This window comes from Nonomuraea sp. NPDC049158 (assembly GCF_040648335.1).
Taxonomy (GTDB): Bacteria; Actinomycetota; Actinomycetes; order Streptosporangiales; family Streptosporangiaceae; genus Nonomuraea.
The window spans coordinates 44,723-64,297 of the sequence record NZ_JBEZDM010000040.1; the positions used below are offsets into that span (position 1 = coordinate 44,723).

Below are 19,575 nucleotides of genomic sequence, written 5' to 3' on the forward strand. Positions count from 1 at the left end.
AATGGTCAAGTGCCTTCGCGGAAATTGGACCCGGAAAAAATGCGGGCCGCACTGGACGCCCAGCTCGTGGCGTTGGACGAACCGCCCTTCGACGGACCGTCCTCGGCACTGGCCGACGCGCTGGTCTCCGCCGTGCTCGCCGCCTACGAACGGGATCTCCGGCCCGAGCGCGACGCCGCCCGGCAGGCCGTACGCCACCTGCTCGACCGGCTGGCGACCGCCGCGCCCGGCCGGACGGTGGAGGTGCGCGTGCCCCCGTACGCGGCCGTACAGGCCATCGCCGGGCCGCGGCACACGCGCGGTACTCCCCCGAACGTCGTGGAGACCGACGGCCGCACCTGGATCGAGCTCGCGCTGGGCCGCCTCACCTGGGCCGAGGCCATGGCGAAGGGCGCCGTCTCAGCGAGCGGCGCCCGTGCCGACCTGTCCGGCCATCTCCCGCTCTCCTAGCGGGACCAACTAGCGAGTACGCCTCATCCAGGGGAACTTGCTCTCGAAGCACTGGTCGGCGAGCTGGCCGGGAAGGTGGCCACACTCCTGGACCACGCTCCAGAACCAGATGGCCACGACGGTGAAGAGGATCAGGGCCAGGACACTGACCGCGATGCCCGCGATGGCGCGGCCCTTGCCCACGCCCTTGCTGAGCGCGACGCAGCCGAAGACGATCGACAGGATCGCGGTGAGCAGGCCGGTGAAGCAGACGAAGACGAGGAACGGGCTGGCGACGCCCAGCACCAGCGAGGCCGTGGCCAGGCCGCTGCCCGGCGGGGCGGGCGGGGCGGTCTGGTAGGGCTGGTACGGACCCCCTGGCGGGTAGGCGCCCCCTGGTGGCGGGCCGTAGCCAGGGCCTCCGCCACCGGGCGGGCCACCGTACGGGCTGGAGGGCGAGGTGCCGGGCACGGCCGGGATGGGCTCGGTTCGAGGGGGCGGCTCCGGCGGCCGGCCTTCCCCATAGGACGGGGTCTGCGGCCCGGTCTCCCCGTACGACGGAGTCTGCGGCACGAACGACGGCCGGTCCTCCGGCGGTGACGGCGGCGGCTCACCCTGCGGCGAGGTCGGAGGGGCGGACGGGGGCTCGTGGCGCGGCGGCACGCCCGGCGGCGACGGTGGCGGCTCGTGACGCGGCGACTCGCCCTCGGGCGAGGTCGGCGGTTCATAGCGCGACGGCGGCGTGGGTCCCGGCGCGCCGGGCTGCGGCTCCCCGCCTTCGTCGTCCCAGCCCGGGTAGGTCGGCCGCGCGCCCGGCGTCGGAAACACCTGGGTCTCCTCCGCGTCGCCACCTTCCTGACCCTCGGCCGGACCAGGGGTCTCGGGCGAGGTGGGCAGGTCGGGGTGGAACGGCTTGCCCGGCTCGCGGCGGGGCCGCGGCTGCTCCTCCGGAGGCTCCTCCTTCGAAGGGTCGCCGTCGTTCGGGCGAGGCTGGTTCGGATCCCCAGGTGTGGTCACGTCTGCGTCTCCCGACGGGTCTGTATGCCGGATACTTCACCTTTTCGCGGCTGACATCCCCGAAACCGCGCGACACGGTAAGAGCCCGCTCATCCTTGGGTCACCATGCGCCAAAATGGCAGGCGACGGGCAAGATGAGGACATGCTGGAAGAGACCCTGACCTACGCGTTGATCATGGTCATGAAGACGAAACGCAACCAGATGGCCGCCGCCCTGGTCCCGCTCGGCCTGCACAGCGGCCAGGAGCTGCTGCTCAACCAGCTGTGGCGGGAGGACGGCCTCACCCAGAGCGAGCTCATCCGGCGGCTGGGCGTCGAGCCGCCGACCGTCACCAAGACCGTCCAGCGCCTGGAGCGGGCCGGCTTCCTGCACCGCACGCCCGACCCCGACCGGCCGCGGGTGAGCCGGGTCTGGCTGACCGACGCGGGCAAGGCCGTCCGCGAGCCCGTGGAGCAGATCTGGGCCAGGATGGACGAGGAACTGCTGAGCGCGTTCGACCCGGATGAGCGGGACATGTTCGGCCGCCTGCTGCGTGCCATGCCCTAAAGACCCTTTCACTCCCAGCGAAACCGCCTTGCGGACAGGCGTCGCCATGGAGTTAGCTGGCTAATTAGTCGGCACCATCACCTACCACTCGGGCCAGGAACGGGCGGCCGAGGTGGTCAAGCGCGTGGAGCAGGCCGGTGGCGAGGCCACGGCCGTCCACCTCGATCTGGAGGACCACGCGAGCATCACCGCCGCCGTGTGGGAGGCGGGGCCCGTGGACGCGCTGGTCGCCAACGCCGTGCGCTGGGGCACGATCATGCCCAACAGCGTCCCCTTCGAGGACGTGCCCGCGGCGGAGTGGACGGCCGCCCTGCACGCCAACGTGGTCGGCAACGCGATCCTCGCGGGAGCCGTGCTGCCCGGCATGCGGCGCTGATCGTCTTCCTCGGCTCCGCGGCGAACCGCAACCTCACCGGCGAGATCATCCGCGACGGATCCAACGCCGGACGGTCGGCGCACGCCCTCTGATCTGGCCCCCGGGTGCGAGCAGGGGAGCGGCCGACCTAGACTGAAGCACGTGCTGAAAGGCGACGGCCGGCTCGGCCATGACCTGGACCCCCAAGACCATGCTCCTAAAGACGCCTGCGGCGTCTTCGGTGTCTGGGCGCCAGGCGAGGAAGTCTCCAAACTCACCTACTACGGACTGTACGCGTTGCAACACCGCGGACAGGAGTCCGCGGGCATCGCGGTCAGCGAGGGCAGCCGCATCCTCGTCTACAAGGACATGGGCCTGGTCTCCCAGGTCTTCGACGAGTCGGTGCTCGGCACCCTCAGGGGTCATCTGGCCATCGGCCACTGCCGCTACTCCACGACCGGCTCCAGTGTGTGGGAGAACGCCCAGCCCACGCTGAGCTCCACCGACGAGGGCGGTCTCGCGCTCGCCCACAACGGCAACCTGATCAACACCCCGGAGCTGGCCCAGCGGCTGGCCCCCGGGGCGACCAGGGCGACCACCGACACCGAGGTGCTCACCACGCTGCTCGCCCAGGACCGCGACCGGTCCATCGAGGACGCGGCGGCCGAGCTGCTGCCGCAGGTCAAGGGCGCCTACTCACTGGTGTTCATGGACGAGAAGACGCTCTACGCGGCCCGCGACCCGCAGGGCATCCGCCCGCTGGTCCTGGGCCGCCTGGAGCGGGGCTGGGTGGTGGCCTCCGAGACGGCCGCGCTCGACATCGTGGGCGCCACGTTCACCCGCGAGATCGAGCCGGGCGAGATGCTCACCATCGACGAGCGCGGCGTCAGGTCGCGCCGGTTCGCGCTGGCCGAGCCGAAGGGCTGCCTGTTCGAGTACGTCTATCTGGCCCGCCCCGACACCACCATCGCCGGGCGCGGCATCCAGGTCACCCGGGTCGAGGTCGGCCGCGCGCTGGCCCGCGAGCACCCTGTCGAGGCCGACCTGGTCATCCCCACGCCAGAGTCGGGCACGCCCGCCGCCGTCGGCTACGCGGAGCAGAGCGGCATCCCCTACGGCCAGGGCCTGGTGAAGAACTCCTACGTCGGCCGCACCTTCATCGAGCCCTCGCAGACCATCCGGCAGCTGGGCATCAGGCTCAAGCTCAACCCGCTGCGCGAGGTCGTCGAGGGCAAGCGTCTGGTCGTCGTCGACGACTCGATCGTGCGCGGCAACACCCAGCGCGCGATCGTCAGGATGCTGCGCGAGGCCGGCGCCAAAGAGGTGCACGTACGCATCTCCTCGCCGCCCGTGGCCTGGCCGTGCTTCTACGGCATCGACTTCGCCACCAGGGCCGAGCTCATCGCCGGCTCGCTCAGCGTCGAGGAGATCCGGGCCTCGCTCGGCGCCGACTCGCTGGGCTACATCTCGCTGGAGGGCCTGACCAAGGCCACCACGATCCCCGCCGAGCGGCTGTGCCGGGCCTGCTTCGACGGCTCCTATCCCATCCCCATCGACCAGGACAACGTGGGCAAGTTCGTGTTGGAGAGCAAGGCGTGACGACGTACGAGGCCGCCGGGGTCGACATCGAGGCGGGCGAGCGCGCCGTCTCCCTGATGAAGGCCAAGGTGGCCCGCTCACGCAGACCCGAGGTGGTCGACGACGCCAGCGGGTTCGCCGGCCTGTTCGACGCCTCGGCCCTGCTGCGCTACCAGCGTCCGCTGCTGGCCACCTCGACCGACGGCGTGGGCACCAAGGTCATGCTCGCCCAGCAGTACGGCAAGCACGACACGATCGGCGTCGACCTCGTCGCCATGGTCCTCGACGACCTGGTGGTGTGCGGCGCGGAGCCGCTGTTCATGACCGACTACATCGCCTGCGGCAAGGTGGTGCCCGAGCGCATCGCCGAGATCGTGGGCGGGGTCGCCGAGGGCTGCCGGCTGGCCGGGGCGGCCCTGCTCGGCGGCGAGACCGCCGAGCACCCGGGCGCCATGGGCCCCGACGAATACGACCTGGCGGGCGCGGGCACCGGCGTCGTGGAGGCGTCGGCGATGCTCGGCGCCGACCGCGTACGGGCCGGCGACGTGGTCCTCGGCCTGGCGTCGTCGGGAGTGCACTCCAACGGCTATTCGCTGGTACGCCACGTGCTGCGCGAGGCGTCGCTGTCGCTCGACGCCGACCTGCCCGAGCTGGCCAGGCCGCTGGGCGCCGAGCTGCTGGAACCCACCAGGATCTACTCGCTCGACTGCCTGGAACTGGCCCGGAGGGTTGACGTCCACGCCTACGCCCACATCACCGGCGGCGGCATCGAGAGCAACCTGTCCCGCTCACTCCCCGACCACCTCGACGCCGTCCTCGACCGCTCCTCGTGGACCCCGCCCCCGATCTTCTCGGTCCTGGCGGGCTACGGCGGCATCGAACAGAAGGACATGGACAAGACCTTCAACCTGGGCGTCGGCATGGCCGCCATCGTCTCCCAGGAGGCAGCGGACGAGTCGATGCGCCTACTGGCCGAACGCGACCAACCCGCCTGGATCATGGGCGAAATCACAGAAGGCACCGGCCAAGCCACCTACCGCTGACACGGGACAACACCCAAAACGTGGACACGCGGGGAAGCGGGATCGCCGCAGACGCACCGGGTGGAAGGTCGCGTAGCGGCACGGTGTGGCAGAGGTCACGTAGACGCACCGGGGCAGGGGTTGGCGACGACACCTGCCACCCGTTGGCACCCAGACGGTTACACCGTCTTGTAACGGCGCCCGGCCCTGTGCGGGATCAGCGGCCGTATTCCTGGAGGCCCTCAGCCCTGTACGGCGGGTGGGGCCGGCCGGGCTTGCCGTAACCCCAAAGGATCGAAAGGGGTGGCGGCCAGCCGTCTGAGAGGTGAAAAAGCCCCACGGGTGGGTGCCGTGGGGCGACGTACTCAACCGGAACAACAGTTACCGGTCGTCGTCCTTGTTGCCGTAGTCGTCGGCGTAATCTGCATAGCGATCCGCCAGCTCATCGCTGAGGTCGTCGGCGGCGTCGTCATTGTCGCTGGAGTCTCCGACCCCGAGTTCATCGCGAAGACGATCAAGATCCGTGCCACCGCTGTTGTACTTCAGCTGGCGAGCAACCTTGACCTGCTTGGCCTTTGCTCGGCCGCGCCCCATTGGCTCGACCCCCTCGTGTGGGGTCGTCCCCGACCCCTCGTCGCTAACGCACCACACACTGACGCCGCCTGACTTTGGGCGTCAGCCTATCGTTCGCCTATTACCGTACCTGTTTTGTGCCCAGCTCGGTACGTCGTATGGGCGCGGGGCGTCAGTGGCCCAGCCAAATGCCCCTAATACGCCCGACTTCCGACATTCTGCGCTCGGCCAGCCTATCTGCTGCGACCGCCGGAGGGACGCCCTCGTCGGCCGCGATGCCGAAGATCTTCAGAGTCGTGTCGTAGATCTGGGTCGCCTTGGCTCTGGCACGCTCCATGTTGAAGCCCTCGAGCTCGTCGGCGACCTGGATCACGCCGCCCGAGTTGACCACGTAGTCGGGCGCGTAGAGGATGCCGCGCTCGGCGAGCTGCTTCTCCACGCCCGGGTGGGCGAGCTGGTTGTTGGCCGCGCCACAGACGATCTTGGCGCGGAGCCTGGCCGCCGAGTGGTCGTCGAGCGCCCCGCCCAGCGCGCAGGGCGCGAACACGTCGATGTCCGCCCCGGTGAGCGCCACCGCGTCGCCGACGACGTCGACCTCGGGGTGACGCTGTCGTACGCGCTCGACCGCCTTGGGATCGACGTCACACAGGACCACGTCGGCCCCGTCCTCGCGCAGCAGGTCGACCAGCCGGTGGCCGACCTTGCCGACGCCCTCGACGCCGACCCGCCTGCCGCGCAGGGACGGCGAGCCGTAGACGCGCTCGGCCGAGGCGCGCATGCCCTGGTAGACGCCGAAGGCGGTGAGGATCGAGGAGTCGCCCGCGCCGCCGTGCGCCGGCGTGCGGCCGATCACGGAGCGTGACTCCCGGGCGATGACGTCCATGTCCTCGCTGTAGGTGCCCACGTCACAGGCGGTGATGTAGCGCCCGCCGAGTGACTCGACGAAGCGGCCGTAGGCGCGCAGCAGCGCCTCGCTCTTGTCCCGGCGCGGGTCGCCGATGATGACGGCCTTGCCGCCGCCATGGTCGAGACCGGCCAGCGCGTTCTTGTAGGCCATGCCCTTGGCCAGGTTGAGCACGTCGGCCAGCGCCGCCTGCTCGCCCGCGTACGGATAGAACCTGGTGCCTCCCAGGGCCGGCCCGAGCGCGGTGTTGTGGATGGCGATGATGGCCCGCAGGCCGCTCTGCTCGTCTGCGCAGAACACGACCTGCTCATGGACGTCCTTGTGGGACGAGCCGAAGACATCGGTCACGGTAGTGACTCCCTGTCCCGTGTCCGCCGCCCCGTTGCGACGGATCTCGTCTATCAGCGTAGTAGCGCGACGATGCGAGCAGGTTGTCTTCATGACACGATGCCTCCGTGCTGCCCTATGCCGCTTACCTCCGGGTCTACGAGCCGCTGACCGCGTTCGCCGAGTCCGAGCGCAAGGTCTGGGCCGAGTACGCCGAATCGCGTGATCGTCCCCGCCGGGCCACCGCGCTCAACGCCGAGCACGCCGAGGCCGTCAGGCGCCTGCTCGGCATGCCGCCCCACCCGGCACCCGCGCAGGAGAGCCCCAACGCGTATCTGCGGCGCGTTGAGGACCGTCTCTATGTGTGTCCGTGGCAGACCCGGTTGCGCTCGTGGCTGGCCTTCTCAAGGCTGCGCGGCAGTACTCCCGCGAAGCTCATGGACCGCTTCGTGCCCAAGGCGATCGCCGAGCAGACCGCCGACGACTTCGACCGCTACAAGCGCGCGGGCGACTCCGCCGCGCTGCGCACCCACATCCGCACGACGGCGTGGCACGTGCCACCCGCGTGGTTCGTGCCCTTCGACGGCAACGAGCGCTGGCTGGTGCTCGGCTCCTCGACGCCGGGACAGGACGTGACCACCACTACGGGACGCAACCTCATCTACGTCACCTCCATGGCCCAGGCCAGGAGGCGCTCCGCGCGGGCGCTGCAGGTGCTGCGCAGGCACCTGGGCGACGTGGCGGCCAACCTGGACGTGGAGGACGTGGCCAGGTGGCTGGAGGAGTTCCATCCGCACTCGCTGGTCGAGCTCGACTACGGCGGTCTCGTACGCCTCATGAACGATGACGCTCTGCAAGCGGATCAGTCCGTCGCGGAGCTCTCAGCGGCCCTCACGGGCCTGGACACGGGTCAAGAAGAGCTTGCCTACGCCATGTATCAGAGGGTGATCCTGCGCTGGAAGTCAATGCAACTTCTGGAATCTGCCAACTGAACCCCAATACAACCGTCTGACCTGCATAAGTAGGTCATGACTCGCGGCTGCTCTCTTCTGCGAACTGAGTAGTTTGCCGTTTTCACTGCGATACCACGAAACGTGTCGCTAGAATCACCGAGCGTGACATCGCCATGTGAGCGGGCAGTTGGGTCAAAGAAGGGCTCGCAAATCGCTCTGCGTGGCGGTATGGTCACTTCGGGTGATGCCGCATATGGCTCAGAAAAGCCGCACGCTCTGGGCTATAGGGGGACATCCGTGACACGCGCAAAGGGAGTCACAGGATCGCTGAGCCGGTCCACACGGAGGAGAGGCCGCACAAATGTCAGCTCGTACACCCGAGGCCGAGCCGCTGCTCACGCCCGCTGAGGTCGCGACCATGTTCAGGGTCGACCCCAAGACCGTTACCCGGTGGGCGAAGGCAGGCAAGTTGACGTCGATTCGTACCCTCGGCGGTCACCGGCGTTACCGGGAGACCGAGGTCCGCGCACTGCTGGCGGGGATTCCGCAGCAGCGCTCGGAGTAGTGCCGGGGTCGTCACGAACCTCAGGGGGGTTGAATGGTGGGCCGTGCTGGACAGCCCGGTCCACCCAGGTGACGACGTCATGTCGTAATGGGGAGCTGGCGCCGCCCGCCCGGCGCCATCCTTCCCGAAGGGGACCTAAGCCACTTGTTCCTTGGTCAGCAGATCCAGCAGCCGGCTGACCTCCGGGTCATAGCCGGCGGCTACTCCGAGTAGTGCGACCATGTGGTCCACGAGCATCTTCTCCAGCGTCGGGCGCTCGATGTCGCGGTGTTCCAGCCAGTCGAGGCCGGCGGTCTCCACTGACGCGATCCACGATCTCAGCGTCGTACGCAGCACCGGGCTCGGCTGCTCCACCCGCATCTGCCGCTGGATGAGCCGGAAGAGCCGTTGCCGCACACCGTCGACGATCTCCCCGATCTCCCCCGCCCGGTTGGCGGGGCCGCCGCGCAGCAGCGCCGCGAAGCCGGCCGCGTGCTCCTCGACGAAGTCGAAGTAGCGCCCGAGCCCCGAGGCCAGCTCGTCGAGGGGTCTGCCGCCGCCCTGCGGGCGCAGCCGCGACTCCAGCTGGTCGGCCGCGCTCTTCAGCGCCGCGACGTACAGCTCCTGCTTGCCGCCGAAGTAGTGGTAGACCAGTGCCCGCGAAGCGCCGGCGGCCGAGGCCACGTCGTCGATCGAGACGTCTTCCGCGTCGCGTGTGCTGAAGAGTTCGAGGGCCGCGGTCATGAGCTCCTCGCGACGGCGATCCACGCTGAGCCTGCGCCGAGCCGGTCGGGCCGCTTCGGCTGACTTCCCGGGTGTCACAACAGCACAGTATCCGACGCCGTGCCTAATAGCGGACATGTAGCCAAGGGGTCAATATCAGCCTTCCCTAACATGAGGCCGTACCCTGCGGCGAACTCGATCGTTTGGTCAGACAGGTGCCCAACTTCGCATCGCGGGGGAGACACATGTCAGGACCACCCGTCAACACTTCAACTATTACCGAGCTCCGGGAGGTAGACGCGGTACCTCGGCCACGACCGACCATCCGCAACGTCGCCGAGCGAGCCGGCGTCTCGAAATCGCTGGTCTCACTCGTACTACGCGGATCCCCGCACGTGAGCGAGCACCGGCGGCAAGCCGTGCTGCAGGCGGCGCGCGAGCTCGGCTACCGGCCCAACGCGGTCGCGCGGAGCCTCGTGGAAGGCCGTACTCACCTCGTCGGCGCGCTCGTCGCCGACCTGCACAACCCGTTCTACGCCGAGTTCCTCGACGGACTGCAGGAGAGCCTGCACGGCGACGGACTGCGCATGCTGATCGGCAACAGCCAATGGGACCCCGCCTTCGAGGACGAGGCCGTGGAGGCCTTCCTGGAGCTCAGGGTCGACGGGCTGGTGTTACTCGGCATCGCGCCGACCAGCGAGACGCTGATCGAGGCGACCTCCTACACGCCGACGGTCGTCGTAGGGGAACGTGACATCGAGCTCGAGGGCGTCGACATCGTGGTCGACGACGACCAGCTCGGCGCCCGTCTGGCCATCGACCACCTGGTCGATCACGGCCACAAACGGATCGCGCACATCGAGGGTCCGCGCTCCTCACGCTGCGAGGGCTATCTCGTGGCGATGCGCAGGCACTCGCTGGCGCCGTACATCATGGTCGAGGCCGCGGAGTCGACCGAGGAGGACGGCCGGCAGGCCGCCCTCGCCCTGCTCAGCCGCGAACCCAGGCCCACGGCGATCTTCGCCGCCAATGACGTGGTCGCGCTCGGCGTCCTCTCGGCCGCGGCGGAACTGGGCCTGAAGGTGCCGGACGACCTGTCGGTGGTCGGTTACGACAACACCCACCTGGCCGCCTCGCACCACATCTCCCTCACCTCCGTCGACCAGCCGCGCCGTACCATGGGCCGGTCCGCGGCGGCACTGCTCAGCGACCGGATCGGAGACCCCGCGAAAGTAGCCCGCCTGCGTCAGGTGACCCCCGAACTCATCGTCCGGCGGAGCACGGGTCCCGTTTAGAGAGAACCAAAGCTGGGTCAACCCGTGCGGTGGCGGCGCCGCACGGCGGTTTACTCATCAGGGTCATGCGACACGATCTGATCCGGGGGGACAGCCATGCGTGATCCGGAACTGGTGTCCTGCGCCCAGCGCGCGGCGACCGAGCTCGAACGTGCCTGGGCGCAGTGGCGCGCGGGGCGGGACAGGGACAGGGGTACCGACGTCGGCGCGGAGTCCGTGGCCAGCTACGTCGCCCACTCCCTCGACCACCCGTGGGGCCGTCCCCGCGTCGTCCTCGGCCTCGACGCCGAGGACGCCCGGGAGCTCGCCGCGCTGCTGGAGCGGCAGGAGGTGGGCGAACACGTCTGGTGACGAGCCGCGCTGCACACATGAGCCGCTCTTGACATAAGCGTCAGGTGAGGACGCCGCTTGACGTAAGTTGGAGCGTATGCGTGCTCTTCCAGCGTCACTCCTCGCCGCCTGCGGCCTGATCGCCACCGCGTGCGGCGGCACCGGCAGCGGTGGCGCCGCGGCAGGTCAGGCCGCCCGAGCAGCGGCGACGACCCCAGCCTCGGCCCCGGCGTCGGCGCCGAGTCAGGCGCCGGCTCAGGCGAAGTCTCAGGCCCATGCCAAGCCCCAGGCGGTGGCCGGCCCGCTGGAGGGCAAGACCATCGTCATCGACCCTGGGCACAACGGCGGCAACTACCGTAATCCCACGGCCATCAACCGCAAGGTCAACGTGCTGACCAAGTGGAAGCCATGCGACACGACGGGCACCGAGACGGCGAGCCACTACACCGAGGCCGCCTTCAGCTGGGACGTCTCCAACCGTATGGTCAAGATCTTGACGGCCCGCGGCGCCAAGGTGAAGCTGACCAGGGCCGACAACAACAGCGTCGGGCCGTGCATCACCCAGCGGGCCGCCATCGGCAACAAGGCCAAGGCGGACGCCGCGATCTCCGTGCACGGCGACGGCGCCCCGGCCACCGACCACGGCTTCCACATCATCATGCCGAAGAAGATCAACGGCCCGGTCGACCCCGTCGTGGCGGCTTCGAGCAGGCTGGGCATCGCCGTGCGCGACGCGTACACGAAGGGCACCGGCCTGCCCTACTCCAACTACATCGGCAGCAAGGCCCTCGACTACCGCAACGACCTCGGCGGCCTCAACCTGTCGACCGTGCCGAAGATCTTCATCGAGTGCGGCAACATGCGCAACGCGGGTGACGCGGCCAAGTTCAAGGATCCCGCGTTCAGGCAGCGGATCGCGGTGGCGCTCGCCGACGGATTGCAGCACTATCTCAAAGCATGATTCCTCGCCCCAATCTGCTGAGTGATCTCTCCGCCTCCTACGAGCTGACCTCGGGCGCGGCCGTCTCGGGGCCCGCTGACCTGGTCGACGCCGTACGGCTGGCGCTCCCGGTGCTCGACCTGCGGCCGGGCGACGCGGGCGCCGTCGACCTGCGGCACGACCCCGCGCTCGGGCCGGAGGCGTACCGGCTGGTCGTGGGGTCGCGTGGGGTGGAGATCACGGCGGGTGACCGGGCGGGCGCCTTCTACGCGGGACAGTCGCTGCACCAGTTGCTGCCGCACGCGTCCTACCGTTCGGCGTCGGCGGCCGAGGCGGCGTGGATCGTTCCCGGGGTACGGATCGAGGACGCGCCCCGCTTCTCGTGGCGTGGGCTGCACCTCGACGTGGCCAGGCACTTCTTCCCCAAGCGTGAGGTGCTGCGGCTGGTCGACCTGATGGCGACGCACAAGCTCAACCGGCTCCACCTGCACCTGGTCGACGACCAGGGCTGGCGGGTGGAGAGCAGGGCCTATCCGAGGCTGCACGAGGTGTCGTCGCACCGCTCGCGTACCGCGACAAACCACTACCGCGAGCCGGAAACCTACGACGAGATCCCGCACGGCGGCCACTACTCGCTCGACGACCTGGCGGAGATCGCCGCCTACGCGCGGGCCCGCGCCGTCACCGTCGTGCCGGAGATCGACGTGCCGGGGCACGCCCAGGCGATCCTGGCCGCCTATCCGGAGTTCGGCTCCTCCGATGAGGACTACCAGGTGCTGGAGCGGTGGGGCATCACTCCGGCCATCCTGTCCCCCATGCCGCCCACGGTGGAGTTCCTGACCACGATCTTCGACGAGTTGATCGGCGCCATCGGCGAGACCCCGTACGTGCACATCGGCGGCGACGAGGTGGTCCTCGACCACTGGGCCGCCTCCGCCGAGATCACCGTCTACCGCGACTCCCTGGGCCTGTCGTCCATGGGCGAGTTGCAGGCGTGGTTCCTGCGCCGGCTCGCCGACGTGCTCGCCGATCGCGGCGCGCGGGCGGTCGTGTGGGACGAGGCGTTCGTCAGCGGCGAGTTGCGGCACGACACGCTGGTGATGCCGTGGCGCGGGATGAGCGTCGGCCGCCGGGCCGCCGCGGCGGGCCACGAGGTGATCGCGACGCCGGTGTTCCCGCTGTACTTCGACTACGCGGAGTCGGCCTCGGCCGACGAGCCCGTGGCGATCGGCGACACGATCACGGTCGCCGACGTCGCGGCCTTCTCCCCCGCCCCGGACGACTGGTCCGAGGAGGAGCGGTCGCGGGTCGTCGGGGCGCAGGCCCAGCTCTGGAGCGAGCGCATCCCTGACGCCCGTACGCTCGACTACCGGGCGTGGCCGCGGGCGTGCGCCCTGGCGGAGGTGGCGTGGTCCGGCTCGGCGGGGACCGACTTCCCGGCCCGCCTGACCGAACATCTCGGCCGGCTCGACGCCATCGGGGTGGAGTACCGGCCGCTGGACGGGCCCAAGCCATGGCAGCGGCGCAGGCCCCACCGGCCCGCCGCCGTACGCGTGGCCGACGTCATGGCGCGGCTGGACTCCATGACCCACGACGCGGAGTCGACCAGGCCCAGCGTGTGAGCGGTGGCCCTCACATCTCCAGGACCATGGTCATGAAGGCCAGCAGGTCGGCCCGGCGACGGAACGGATTGCGATAGAGCGCGGGGCCGCCCTGCCTGATCCGCAGCGCCTCGCGCACGATCCGGTGCCAGCGCTCGTGGAAGGCCTCCAGCGCGTACTCGCCGGCGGCCGACTTCGACGTCACCTCGCCCACCGCGAGCGTCTGGCGCAGGCGGGCGATGCCGAGCACGCCCCACGCGGTCTGGTAGTCGCTCAGCGCGGCCACGCCCGGCCAGGAGATCCGCCGGGCACTGCGCTGGACCCACCTGGTCCAGTACGTCGCCAGGTTCTCCCTGGTCGTCCTGGCGAGGGTGTCCCAGTCGGTGTGGATGCCGAGCTGGGCCGCCGCCGGCCCGCGGACCGCCACCCCGCTCTGGGCGAGTACGTGCCAGGTGACCAGGTGCCGCTCGAACCGTCCCGACTCGGTCAGCCGCCATTCGCGCACCGACGGGCCGTCGGGTGCCTGGGCCGGGTCCTTGCGCAGGTCGTCCCAGGTCACGTAGAGGCCGTCGAAGTGCGGCTTGGCACCGGTGGGCTTCAGCTCGGCGTGGATCGTACGAAGGACCGCTGGGTCGGGCGACCGGCTGGTCACGGCGACGAAGTCGACGTCGCTCAGCTGCGGCCGGTAGTCGCCCAGCGCGATCGACCCCTGCAGGTACAGCCCCTCGACCAGACCGGGCGCGTGGCGATCGGCCAGTGCGAGGTAGTCCCGGCACAGGCGCGAGGGTATGTCAGGCAGATCATCGAGCATCCGGGAACCCTAGCAACGCGGGGAAAGGCATGCTGTCCCGTTTCCGGGATCGCATTTTTCAGGTCACGCGCTTCACACCGTACGTTTTCACATCGCGCGCCTCAGGCCGCGCGCCTCAGGCCGCGCGCCTCAGGCCGCGCGCCTCAGGCCGCGCGCCTCAGGCCGTACGGCCGATGGCCTCGGAGATCGAGGTGAGGCCGTGGCGGCGGACGCGGCGGGCCAGCTGCCGGTGGATGCGCGCGGCCCAGAACGGCCCGCCGTAGATCCACCCGGTGTAGCCCTGGACCAGGGTGGCCCCGGCGAGCAGGCGTTCCCACACGTCGTCGACGTCCTCCACGCCGCCCACGGAGACCAGCGTGAGCCGGTCGCCGACGCGCGCCCGCAGCCGGCGCAGCACCTGAAGGGAGCGGGCCTTGAGCGGGCGGCCCGACAGCCCGCCGGTCTCGCCACCGTGCCGGATCGTGGTGTTGGTCGCGATGATCCCGTCCAGTCCCAGCTCCAGCGCCAGGTCGGCGACGGCGTCGACGTCCTCGTCCGCGAGGTCGGGCGCGATCTTCACCAGCAACGGAGTACGGCGCGGCGTGCCGTCCGCGACCAGCTTCACCGAGGCGAGCAGCGGGCGCAGCAGCGACACGGCCTGTAGGTCGCGCAGCCCAGGGGTGTTGGGCGAGCTCACGTTGACCACGAGGTAGTCGGCCAGCGACGCCAGCTCCTTGGCACTGGCCACGTAGTCGGCCACAGCCTCGGACTCGGGCACCACCTTGGTCTTGCCGATGTTGACCCCGACCACGACCGGGACCCCACGGGTGCGGCGCAGGCGGCGCGCGGCGGCGACCGCCCCGGCGTTGTTGAACCCCATCCGGTTGATGACGGCCCGTCCCGGCACCAGCCTGAACAGCCGGGGCCGGGGGTTGCCGGGCTGCGCGTGCGCCGTGATGGTGCCGACCTCGACATGGCCGAAGCCCAGGGCGGCGACGCCCTCGGCGCAGGCGGCGTCCTTGTCGAACCCGGCGGCCAGGCCGAGCGGTCCGGGGAAGTGCACGCCGAACGCGCTGACGCGCAGAACCGGGTCGTGCGGCGCGAACGCTCGATGGAGCAGCCGCTTGAGCAGGGGTAGCGCCGAGAGCAGCGCGAGGGCCCTGACAGTCAGATGGTGCACGGCCTCGGCGTCGAAACGCCGCAAGACCTGCGTGAACACGAGGCGATACATCAGGGGTCAGGGTACCAATTCGGACGAGCCGGCTCCGCCCCCGGGCGAGCGCCATCGGCCGGGCCTTGACACAGGGGCGAGGTTCAGAGGTGGAGTTGGACGGGCGGTATGGTCCGACTCATGAGCACTCACTATGACGTCGTCGTTCTCGGCGCGGGTCCCGGAGGGTACACGGCCGCGGTCCGCGCCGCCCAGCTCGGGCTGCGCGCAGCGGTCATCGAGGAGAAGTACTGGGGTGGCGTCTGCCTGAACGTGGGCTGCATCCCGTCCAAGGCACTGCTGCGCAACGCCGAGCTCGCGCACATTTTCCACAACGAGGCCAAGACCTTCGGCATCAGCGGCGAGGTCACCTTCGACTACGGCGCCGCCTTCCAGCGCAGCCGCAAGGTGGCCGACGGGCGGGTCAAGGGCGTCCACTACCTGATGAAGAAGAACGCCATCACGGAGTACGACGGCCGCGGCACGTTCCTCGACGCCAACACGATCCAGGTGAACGGCGAGACGATCACCTTCGCCAACTGCATCATCGCCACCGGGGCCAGCACCAGGCTGATCCCGGGCACGTCGCTGTCGGAGCGGGTGGTGACGTACGAGGAGCAGATCATGACCGATCAGCTCCCCGGCAGCATCATCATCGCGGGCGCCGGCGCGATCGGCGTGGAGTTCGCGTACGTCCTGCACAACTACGGCGTCAAGGTGACGATCGTGGAGTTCCTCGACCGGATGGTCCCGCTGGAGGACGAGGAGGTCTCGGCCGAGCTGGCCAAGCGTTACAAGCGGCTCGGCATCGAGGTGCTCACCTCCACCCGCGTCGACGGCATCGAGGACACCGGCGCCACGGTCAAGGTCACCGTCACCCGCGACGGCCAGCAGCAGGTGCTGGAGGCCGACAAGGTGCTGCAGGCCATCGGCTTCGCGCCGCGCGTCGACGGCTACGGGCTGGAGAAGACCGGTGTGGCCCTCACCGACCGGGGCGCGATCGCGATCGACGGCCGGTGCCGGACGAACGTGCCGCACATCTTCGCCATCGGCGACGTCACCGCCAAGCTGATGCTGGCGCACGCCGCCGAGTCCATGGGCATCATCGCGGCCGAGACGATCGGCGAGGCGGAGACCATGGAGCTCGACTACGTGATGATCCCGCGCGCCACCTACTGCCAGCCGCAGGTGGCCAGCTTCGGCTACACCGAGGCGCAGGCCCGCGACCTGGGCTATGACGTGAAGGTGGTCAAGTTCCCGTTCACCGCGAACGGCAAGGCGCACGGCCTGGGCGACGCGGTCGGCTTCGTCAAGATCATCAGCGATGACACGCACGGCGAGCTCCTTGGCGCGCACCTGATCGGCCCGGAGGTGACGGAGCTGCTGCCCGAGCTGACGCTGGCCCAGCAGTGGGACCTCACCGTGCACGAGGTCGCGCGCAACGTGCACGCCCACCCGACGCTCGGCGAGGCGGTCAAGGAAGCGATCCACGGCCTCTCGGGACACATGATCAACATGTGACGGAACGGCGCTTATTCGCGGCTAACACCCGACCCGCCACGCTCGACCCCATGCGAGTGCTTGTCGTGGAGGACGAGGAAGAGCTGGCCGACGCGGTCGCGCGCGGCCTGCGGCTGCACGCGATCGCCGTCGACGTGGCCTACGACGGGCAGGAGGCGCTGAACCTGGCCTCGTACGTCGACTACGACGTCGTCGTCCTCGACCGCGACCTGCCCGAGGTGCACGGCGACGACGTCTGCGGCGAGCTGGCGAGCGCCAGCCGGATCCTCATGCTGACCGCCGCGGGGCAGGTCCGCGACCGGGTCGACGGGCTGTCCTTGGGGGCCGACGACTACCTGGTCAAGCCGTTCGCGTTCGCCGAGCTGGTGGCCAGGATCCGGACGCTGGCCCGCCGGTCGTCCCGGGCCGCGCCCACGCCGCTGGAACGGGCCGGGATCCGGCTCGATCCCGGCCGCCGTACGGTGACCAGGGACGAGCGGGCGGTCGCGCTGAACCGCAAGGAGTTCGACGTCCTGGAGCAGCTGCTGCTGGCCGGCGGCGACCTCATCACCTCCGCCGAGCTGCGCCGGCGCGTCTGGGACGAGCACGCCGACACGGGCACCGGCGTGCTGCGCGTCACGATCACGTCGCTGCGCAGGAAACTGGGCGCGCCGCTCGCGGTCCAGAACGTCCCCGGCAAGGGCTACCGGCTGTGACGCGGCTGTGGGCCGTGGGACCGGCTCGGGCTGTGCATGCGGCTGGCCCTGCTGTACGGCGGGCTGTTCTTCGTCGCCGGGTCGATGCTGCTCTGGGTCACCTACCTGCTGACCGCCCGGGCGATGAACACGCAGTTCGTCACGAAGTTCGGCGGCTCCCTGATCGCCGGTACGGAGGAAGGGCCGCCCGACGCCGGCTCGCCCGTCCGGCAGGTACGGGTCGATGTGGAGCAGGGCGCGGCCACCGTGCTGAACGACATACCTGACCGCCGACCGCGCACGAGGGCGGTCACTGGAGACCGCACCCTGAGTTGCGCGAATTGTCGAGTTTGTGTAGGGGTGGGCTGCCCGCTCGTTTGAGGAAAGGTCGCCCATGGGACAGGAACCCGACGGTCAGGGGAGCTCGACGGCTCCGGTGCGGAGCTCTCACCTGTGGCGGCTGGAAGCGTCGCCGTCCACCTTGGAGACGATCGCCGACTCCTGGCGGGCGCTGGAGACCAAGGCGTCCTCGGCGGAGGGCAAGGTCCATGACGCGGCACAGGCCGTCTTCAACAAGGACGAGTGGGTCGGCGACTCCGCCGACGCCTTCAACAAGTACCGCAAGAGGCTGACCAGTGACATGGAGCTGTTCGGCGCCCAGGCGGGGAACGTCGGCGGCGTGCTCGACAGCATGGCCTCCGTCCTGCAGACCTACCAGGGCCTGCTCGACGACGAGTGGGACAAGCTCAAGCACGTACCCGTGACCGAGGACCTGAACGGCCTGACCTTCCGCCCGAAGAACGCCGACCAGGCCACCCTGGTCAGTACGGCGATCAGCACCGCCACCGAGATGCGCACGCGGCTCGACGACCTGCTCGACGCCAAGCGCCAGGAACTCGCCTACTACAAGGGGCAGTTCGACGCGCACGCCAAGCAGTGGAAGCCGCGCACGCTGACCATGCTCAACCTCAACGTGGGTCAGGGCGCGGGCAACGGCTGGCGCGACAAGAACGGCACGGACCCCGAAGACATCCCCGGCATGGCCAAGCTGATCGCCGACTCGGGCGCCGACGTCGTGACCCTCCAGGAGGTCTTCAAGAAGGACATCGACGCGGGCTTCAAGGCGAACAGCGCCTTCGACCTCAAGCACAGCCTCGAGCGGGAGACCGGCGTCAAGTGGGAGGTCCGGTTCGAGGAGGCGAGCAGGAAGTACCAGGCCAGCGACTCCATCCCGATCCTGGGCGACAGCTGGCACCAGCCGTTCGGCAACGCGGTCCTCGTCCGGCAGGGCGACGCCATCGAGAGCGTGGGCGGCGGCGAGAACATCAAGCTCGACGCCCCCGGCAGCAAGATCACACTGCCGGGGAACGCGCCCGGCATGGGCAACGTCGAGATCGAGGACGGCGAGGGGCGGTCGGCGGCCAAGACGGAGATCAGATTCAAGCCTCGGTAGCGACGCGTGGCCCGGCGATCACCAGTCGGGGATGATCACGTCCACCTTCTGCCCGTCGTGGTCGGAGCTGCCCCCGTCGACCAGCTGCGGCCGGCCACCGAACTCGACGCTCGGCGAGCCGATCACGTGGTCGATGCGCGTGCCCGTCGGCGACGTACCGGCGATGGCGCCGTCGGGGGTGCCCGCGCCCGAGTAGACGGTGTAGCCCTCCTGGGCGAAGCTGGCGATGGACTGCGGCCCCGCCTTCTTCGAATCGGTCTGGCCGTCCTCGGTGATGGCGTTGAGGTCGGCCCCGATCACGGAGGGGCCGTCGATCGAGTTGTGCAGCTTGTCGATCTGCATGGCGCGTACGGTCTCGTCGTTCCCGTGCAGGCCGTGGCTGTGGACGTGGGCGCTGTAGACGTCCAGCGACTTGGCCGAGGCGGCGCAGATGCGGTCGGCCTCCTCGTGATCCGTGGTCCTGAAGACCTGGATCACCCGGCGCAGGCGCTTCTCGTCTCTGTCGAGCAGGGCGCCGAGCAACTCGGAGGCGTCGGCGGCGGCGGTCAGGGTGTCGGCGTAGTCGGAGCCGCAGCTGACGGCCTTGGAGGTGTTGCCGAAGGCGTTGAACCCCGGCACGGAAGGAACCGGGACGTAGGTGACCGGCGACAGCGCCTCGCCCAGCTTCTTGGCTCCTTCCGCCACGTCGTCGACCGCCTTGAGCACGCCGTCGGCGATCGTGCCGACGCGGTCGTACTTCATCCCCGCTTCATCGCCCATGTCGGCTGAGCCTAGGCCATCTGTGATTGA

General features: G+C 69.7%; 22 protein-coding genes. 15 read left to right on the forward strand and 7 right to left on the reverse strand.

From position 1 onward, the window contains the following. Nucleotides 1-39 precede the first annotated feature (39 nt). On the forward strand, nucleotides 40-450 hold the full coding sequence (locus tag AB0B61_RS48100; protein ID WP_357939646.1) for a sterol carrier family protein: 411 nt from the start codon (nucleotides 40-42) through the stop codon (nucleotides 448-450). A gap of 9 nt (nucleotides 451-459) precedes the next feature. On the opposite strand, the gene AB0B61_RS48105 is transcribed toward AB0B61_RS48100, so the two are convergent. Beyond that, complete coding sequence (locus AB0B61_RS48105) at nucleotides 460-1,446, reverse strand: hypothetical protein (protein ID WP_358447578.1); 987 nt, start codon at nucleotides 1,444-1,446, stop codon at nucleotides 460-462. 142 nt (nucleotides 1,447-1,588) lie between these two features. Here AB0B61_RS48105 and AB0B61_RS48110 point away from each other — a divergent pair, with 142 nt between their 5' ends. The 4 genes from AB0B61_RS48110 to purM all read left to right on the forward strand — a co-directional run bounded on the left by AB0B61_RS48110 (nucleotide 1,589) and on the right by purM (nucleotide 4,969). Then, the gene (locus tag AB0B61_RS48110; RefSeq protein WP_358447580.1) at nucleotides 1,589-1,993 is read left to right on the forward strand and encodes a MarR family transcriptional regulator; all 405 of its coding nucleotides are present in this window, start codon (nucleotides 1,589-1,591) and stop codon (nucleotides 1,991-1,993) included. A gap of 76 nt (nucleotides 1,994-2,069) precedes the next feature. Beyond that, a complete protein-coding gene (locus AB0B61_RS48115) occupies nucleotides 2,070-2,369 on the forward strand; it encodes an SDR family NAD(P)-dependent oxidoreductase (protein ID WP_358447659.1) in 300 nt (99 codons plus the stop codon). A gap of 141 nt (nucleotides 2,370-2,510) precedes the next feature. Next, on the forward strand, nucleotides 2,511-3,947 hold the full coding sequence (gene purF, locus AB0B61_RS48120) for an amidophosphoribosyltransferase (protein WP_358447582.1): 1,437 nt from the start codon (nucleotides 2,511-2,513) through the stop codon (nucleotides 3,945-3,947). Further along, nucleotides 3,944-4,969: a phosphoribosylformylglycinamidine cyclo-ligase gene (purM, locus tag AB0B61_RS48125; protein ID WP_358447584.1), complete on the forward strand. Its 1,026-nt coding sequence runs from the start codon at nucleotides 3,944-3,946 to the stop codon at nucleotides 4,967-4,969. Before purF ends, purM begins: the two co-directional genes overlap by 4 nt. 360 nt (nucleotides 4,970-5,329) lie before the next feature. On the opposite strand, the gene AB0B61_RS48130 is transcribed toward purM, so the two are convergent. After that, nucleotides 5,330-5,542 (reverse strand): DUF3073 domain-containing protein, encoded by a 213-nt coding sequence (locus tag AB0B61_RS48130; RefSeq protein WP_358447586.1) that lies wholly within the window; start codon nucleotides 5,540-5,542, stop codon nucleotides 5,330-5,332. A gap of 151 nt (nucleotides 5,543-5,693) precedes the next feature. Next, nucleotides 5,694-6,773 (reverse strand): Glu/Leu/Phe/Val dehydrogenase dimerization domain-containing protein, encoded by a 1,080-nt coding sequence (locus AB0B61_RS48135; RefSeq protein ID WP_358447587.1) that lies wholly within the window; start codon nucleotides 6,771-6,773, stop codon nucleotides 5,694-5,696. Nucleotides 6,774-6,880: 107 nt separating this feature from the next. On the opposite strand from AB0B61_RS48135, the gene AB0B61_RS48140 reads away from it, so the two are divergent. Continuing rightward, nucleotides 6,881-7,744: a hypothetical protein gene (locus tag AB0B61_RS48140; RefSeq protein WP_358447589.1), complete on the forward strand. Its 864-nt coding sequence runs from the start codon at nucleotides 6,881-6,883 to the stop codon at nucleotides 7,742-7,744. A gap of 322 nt (nucleotides 7,745-8,066) precedes the next feature. Continuing rightward, a complete protein-coding gene (gene bldC, locus AB0B61_RS48145; protein ID WP_013133571.1) occupies nucleotides 8,067-8,270 on the forward strand; it encodes a developmental transcriptional regulator BldC in 204 nt (67 codons plus the stop codon). A gap of 135 nt (nucleotides 8,271-8,405) precedes the next feature. Here the strand turns inward: bldC and AB0B61_RS48150 are convergent, their stop codons facing one another. Beyond that, nucleotides 8,406-9,017 (reverse strand): TetR/AcrR family transcriptional regulator, encoded by a 612-nt coding sequence (locus tag AB0B61_RS48150; RefSeq protein WP_358447591.1) that lies wholly within the window; start codon nucleotides 9,015-9,017, stop codon nucleotides 8,406-8,408. Between the two features lie 278 nt (nucleotides 9,018-9,295). On the opposite strand from AB0B61_RS48150, the gene AB0B61_RS48155 reads away from it, so the two are divergent. From AB0B61_RS48155 to AB0B61_RS48170, 4 genes are all read left to right on the forward strand, one after another. Then, complete coding sequence (locus AB0B61_RS48155) at nucleotides 9,296-10,267, forward strand: LacI family DNA-binding transcriptional regulator (protein WP_225301705.1); 972 nt, start codon at nucleotides 9,296-9,298, stop codon at nucleotides 10,265-10,267. A gap of 96 nt (nucleotides 10,268-10,363) precedes the next feature. Further along, nucleotides 10,364-10,618, forward strand: a complete 255-nt coding sequence (locus AB0B61_RS48160) for a hypothetical protein (protein ID WP_358447592.1) — start codon at nucleotides 10,364-10,366, stop codon at nucleotides 10,616-10,618. 76 nt (nucleotides 10,619-10,694) lie between these two features. Next, entirely contained in the window at nucleotides 10,695-11,558 is an 864-nt protein-coding gene (locus AB0B61_RS48165; RefSeq protein WP_358447594.1) for an N-acetylmuramoyl-L-alanine amidase, read from the forward strand. Next, on the forward strand, nucleotides 11,555-13,159 hold the full coding sequence (locus AB0B61_RS48170) for a beta-N-acetylhexosaminidase (protein WP_358447595.1): 1,605 nt from the start codon (nucleotides 11,555-11,557) through the stop codon (nucleotides 13,157-13,159). Before AB0B61_RS48165 ends, AB0B61_RS48170 begins: the two co-directional genes overlap by 4 nt. Before the next feature lie 10 nt (nucleotides 13,160-13,169). On the opposite strand, the gene AB0B61_RS48175 is transcribed toward AB0B61_RS48170, so the two are convergent. Then, nucleotides 13,170-13,949, reverse strand: coding sequence for an aminoglycoside adenylyltransferase domain-containing protein (locus AB0B61_RS48175; protein ID WP_358447597.1), 780 nt, complete (start codon nucleotides 13,947-13,949; stop codon nucleotides 13,170-13,172). A gap of 157 nt (nucleotides 13,950-14,106) precedes the next feature. After that, nucleotides 14,107-15,159: a quinone-dependent dihydroorotate dehydrogenase gene (locus AB0B61_RS48180; protein ID WP_358447599.1), complete on the reverse strand. Its 1,053-nt coding sequence runs from the start codon at nucleotides 15,157-15,159 to the stop codon at nucleotides 14,107-14,109. A gap of 120 nt (nucleotides 15,160-15,279) precedes the next feature. On the opposite strand from AB0B61_RS48180, the gene lpdA reads away from it, so the two are divergent. The 4 genes from lpdA to AB0B61_RS48200 are packed head-to-tail and all read left to right on the forward strand — an operon-like array spanning nucleotide 15,280 to nucleotide 18,786. Beyond that, the gene (gene lpdA, locus AB0B61_RS48185) at nucleotides 15,280-16,659 is read left to right on the forward strand and encodes a dihydrolipoyl dehydrogenase (RefSeq protein WP_358447601.1); all 1,380 of its coding nucleotides are present in this window, start codon (nucleotides 15,280-15,282) and stop codon (nucleotides 16,657-16,659) included. Nucleotides 16,660-16,709: 50 nt separating this feature from the next. Further along, complete coding sequence (locus tag AB0B61_RS48190; RefSeq protein ID WP_358447603.1) at nucleotides 16,710-17,354, forward strand: response regulator transcription factor; 645 nt, start codon at nucleotides 16,710-16,712, stop codon at nucleotides 17,352-17,354. A 36-nt stretch (nucleotides 17,355-17,390) separates the two neighbouring features. Beyond that, nucleotides 17,391-17,714 (forward strand): hypothetical protein, encoded by a 324-nt coding sequence (locus AB0B61_RS48195; RefSeq protein ID WP_358447605.1) that lies wholly within the window; start codon nucleotides 17,391-17,393, stop codon nucleotides 17,712-17,714. A gap of 13 nt (nucleotides 17,715-17,727) precedes the next feature. Beyond that, nucleotides 17,728-18,786, forward strand: a complete 1,059-nt coding sequence (locus tag AB0B61_RS48200; protein ID WP_358447607.1) for a hypothetical protein — start codon at nucleotides 17,728-17,730, stop codon at nucleotides 18,784-18,786. An 18-nt stretch (nucleotides 18,787-18,804) separates the two neighbouring features. On the opposite strand, the gene AB0B61_RS48205 is transcribed toward AB0B61_RS48200, so the two are convergent. After that, nucleotides 18,805-19,545 carry an endonuclease/exonuclease/phosphatase family protein gene (locus AB0B61_RS48205; protein WP_358447609.1) on the reverse strand — a complete coding sequence of 247 codons (741 nt, stop codon included), beginning with the start codon at nucleotides 19,543-19,545 and terminating at the stop codon, nucleotides 18,805-18,807. Nucleotides 19,546-19,575: the final 30 nt, after the last annotated feature.

Excerpts from the sequence above, each read along its gene's own strand:
- AB0B61_RS48100 (WP_357939646.1), top strand. The coding sequence starts at position 40 with ATGCGGGCCGCACTGGACGCCCAGCTCGTGGCGTTGGACGAACCGCCC.
- AB0B61_RS48195 (WP_358447605.1), top strand. The coding sequence starts at position 17,391 with ATGCGGCTGGCCCTGCTGTACGGCGGGCTGTTCTTCGTCGCCGGGTCG.
- AB0B61_RS48170 (WP_358447595.1), top strand. The coding sequence starts at position 11,555 with ATGATTCCTCGCCCCAATCTGCTGAGTGATCTCTCCGCCTCCTACGAG.
- AB0B61_RS48180 (WP_358447599.1), bottom strand. The coding sequence starts at position 15,159 with ATGTATCGCCTCGTGTTCACGCAGGTCTTGCGGCGTTTCGACGCCGAG.
- bldC (WP_013133571.1), top strand. The coding sequence starts at position 8,067 with ATGTCAGCTCGTACACCCGAGGCCGAGCCGCTGCTCACGCCCGCTGAG.
- AB0B61_RS48205 (WP_358447609.1), bottom strand. The coding sequence starts at position 19,545 with ATGGGCGATGAAGCGGGGATGAAGTACGACCGCGTCGGCACGATCGCC.
- AB0B61_RS48200 (WP_358447607.1), top strand. The coding sequence starts at position 17,728 with ATGGGACAGGAACCCGACGGTCAGGGGAGCTCGACGGCTCCGGTGCGG.
- AB0B61_RS48160 (WP_358447592.1), top strand. The coding sequence starts at position 10,364 with ATGCGTGATCCGGAACTGGTGTCCTGCGCCCAGCGCGCGGCGACCGAG.
- AB0B61_RS48175 (WP_358447597.1), bottom strand. The coding sequence starts at position 13,949 with ATGCTCGATGATCTGCCTGACATACCCTCGCGCCTGTGCCGGGACTAC.
- AB0B61_RS48165 (WP_358447594.1), top strand. The coding sequence starts at position 10,695 with ATGCGTGCTCTTCCAGCGTCACTCCTCGCCGCCTGCGGCCTGATCGCC.
- lpdA (WP_358447601.1), top strand. The coding sequence starts at position 15,280 with ATGAGCACTCACTATGACGTCGTCGTTCTCGGCGCGGGTCCCGGAGGG.
- AB0B61_RS48130 (WP_358447586.1), bottom strand. The coding sequence starts at position 5,542 with ATGGGGCGCGGCCGAGCAAAGGCCAAGCAGGTCAAGGTTGCTCGCCAG.
- AB0B61_RS48190 (WP_358447603.1), top strand. The coding sequence starts at position 16,710 with ATGCGAGTGCTTGTCGTGGAGGACGAGGAAGAGCTGGCCGACGCGGTC.
- AB0B61_RS48110 (WP_358447580.1), top strand. The coding sequence starts at position 1,589 with ATGCTGGAAGAGACCCTGACCTACGCGTTGATCATGGTCATGAAGACG.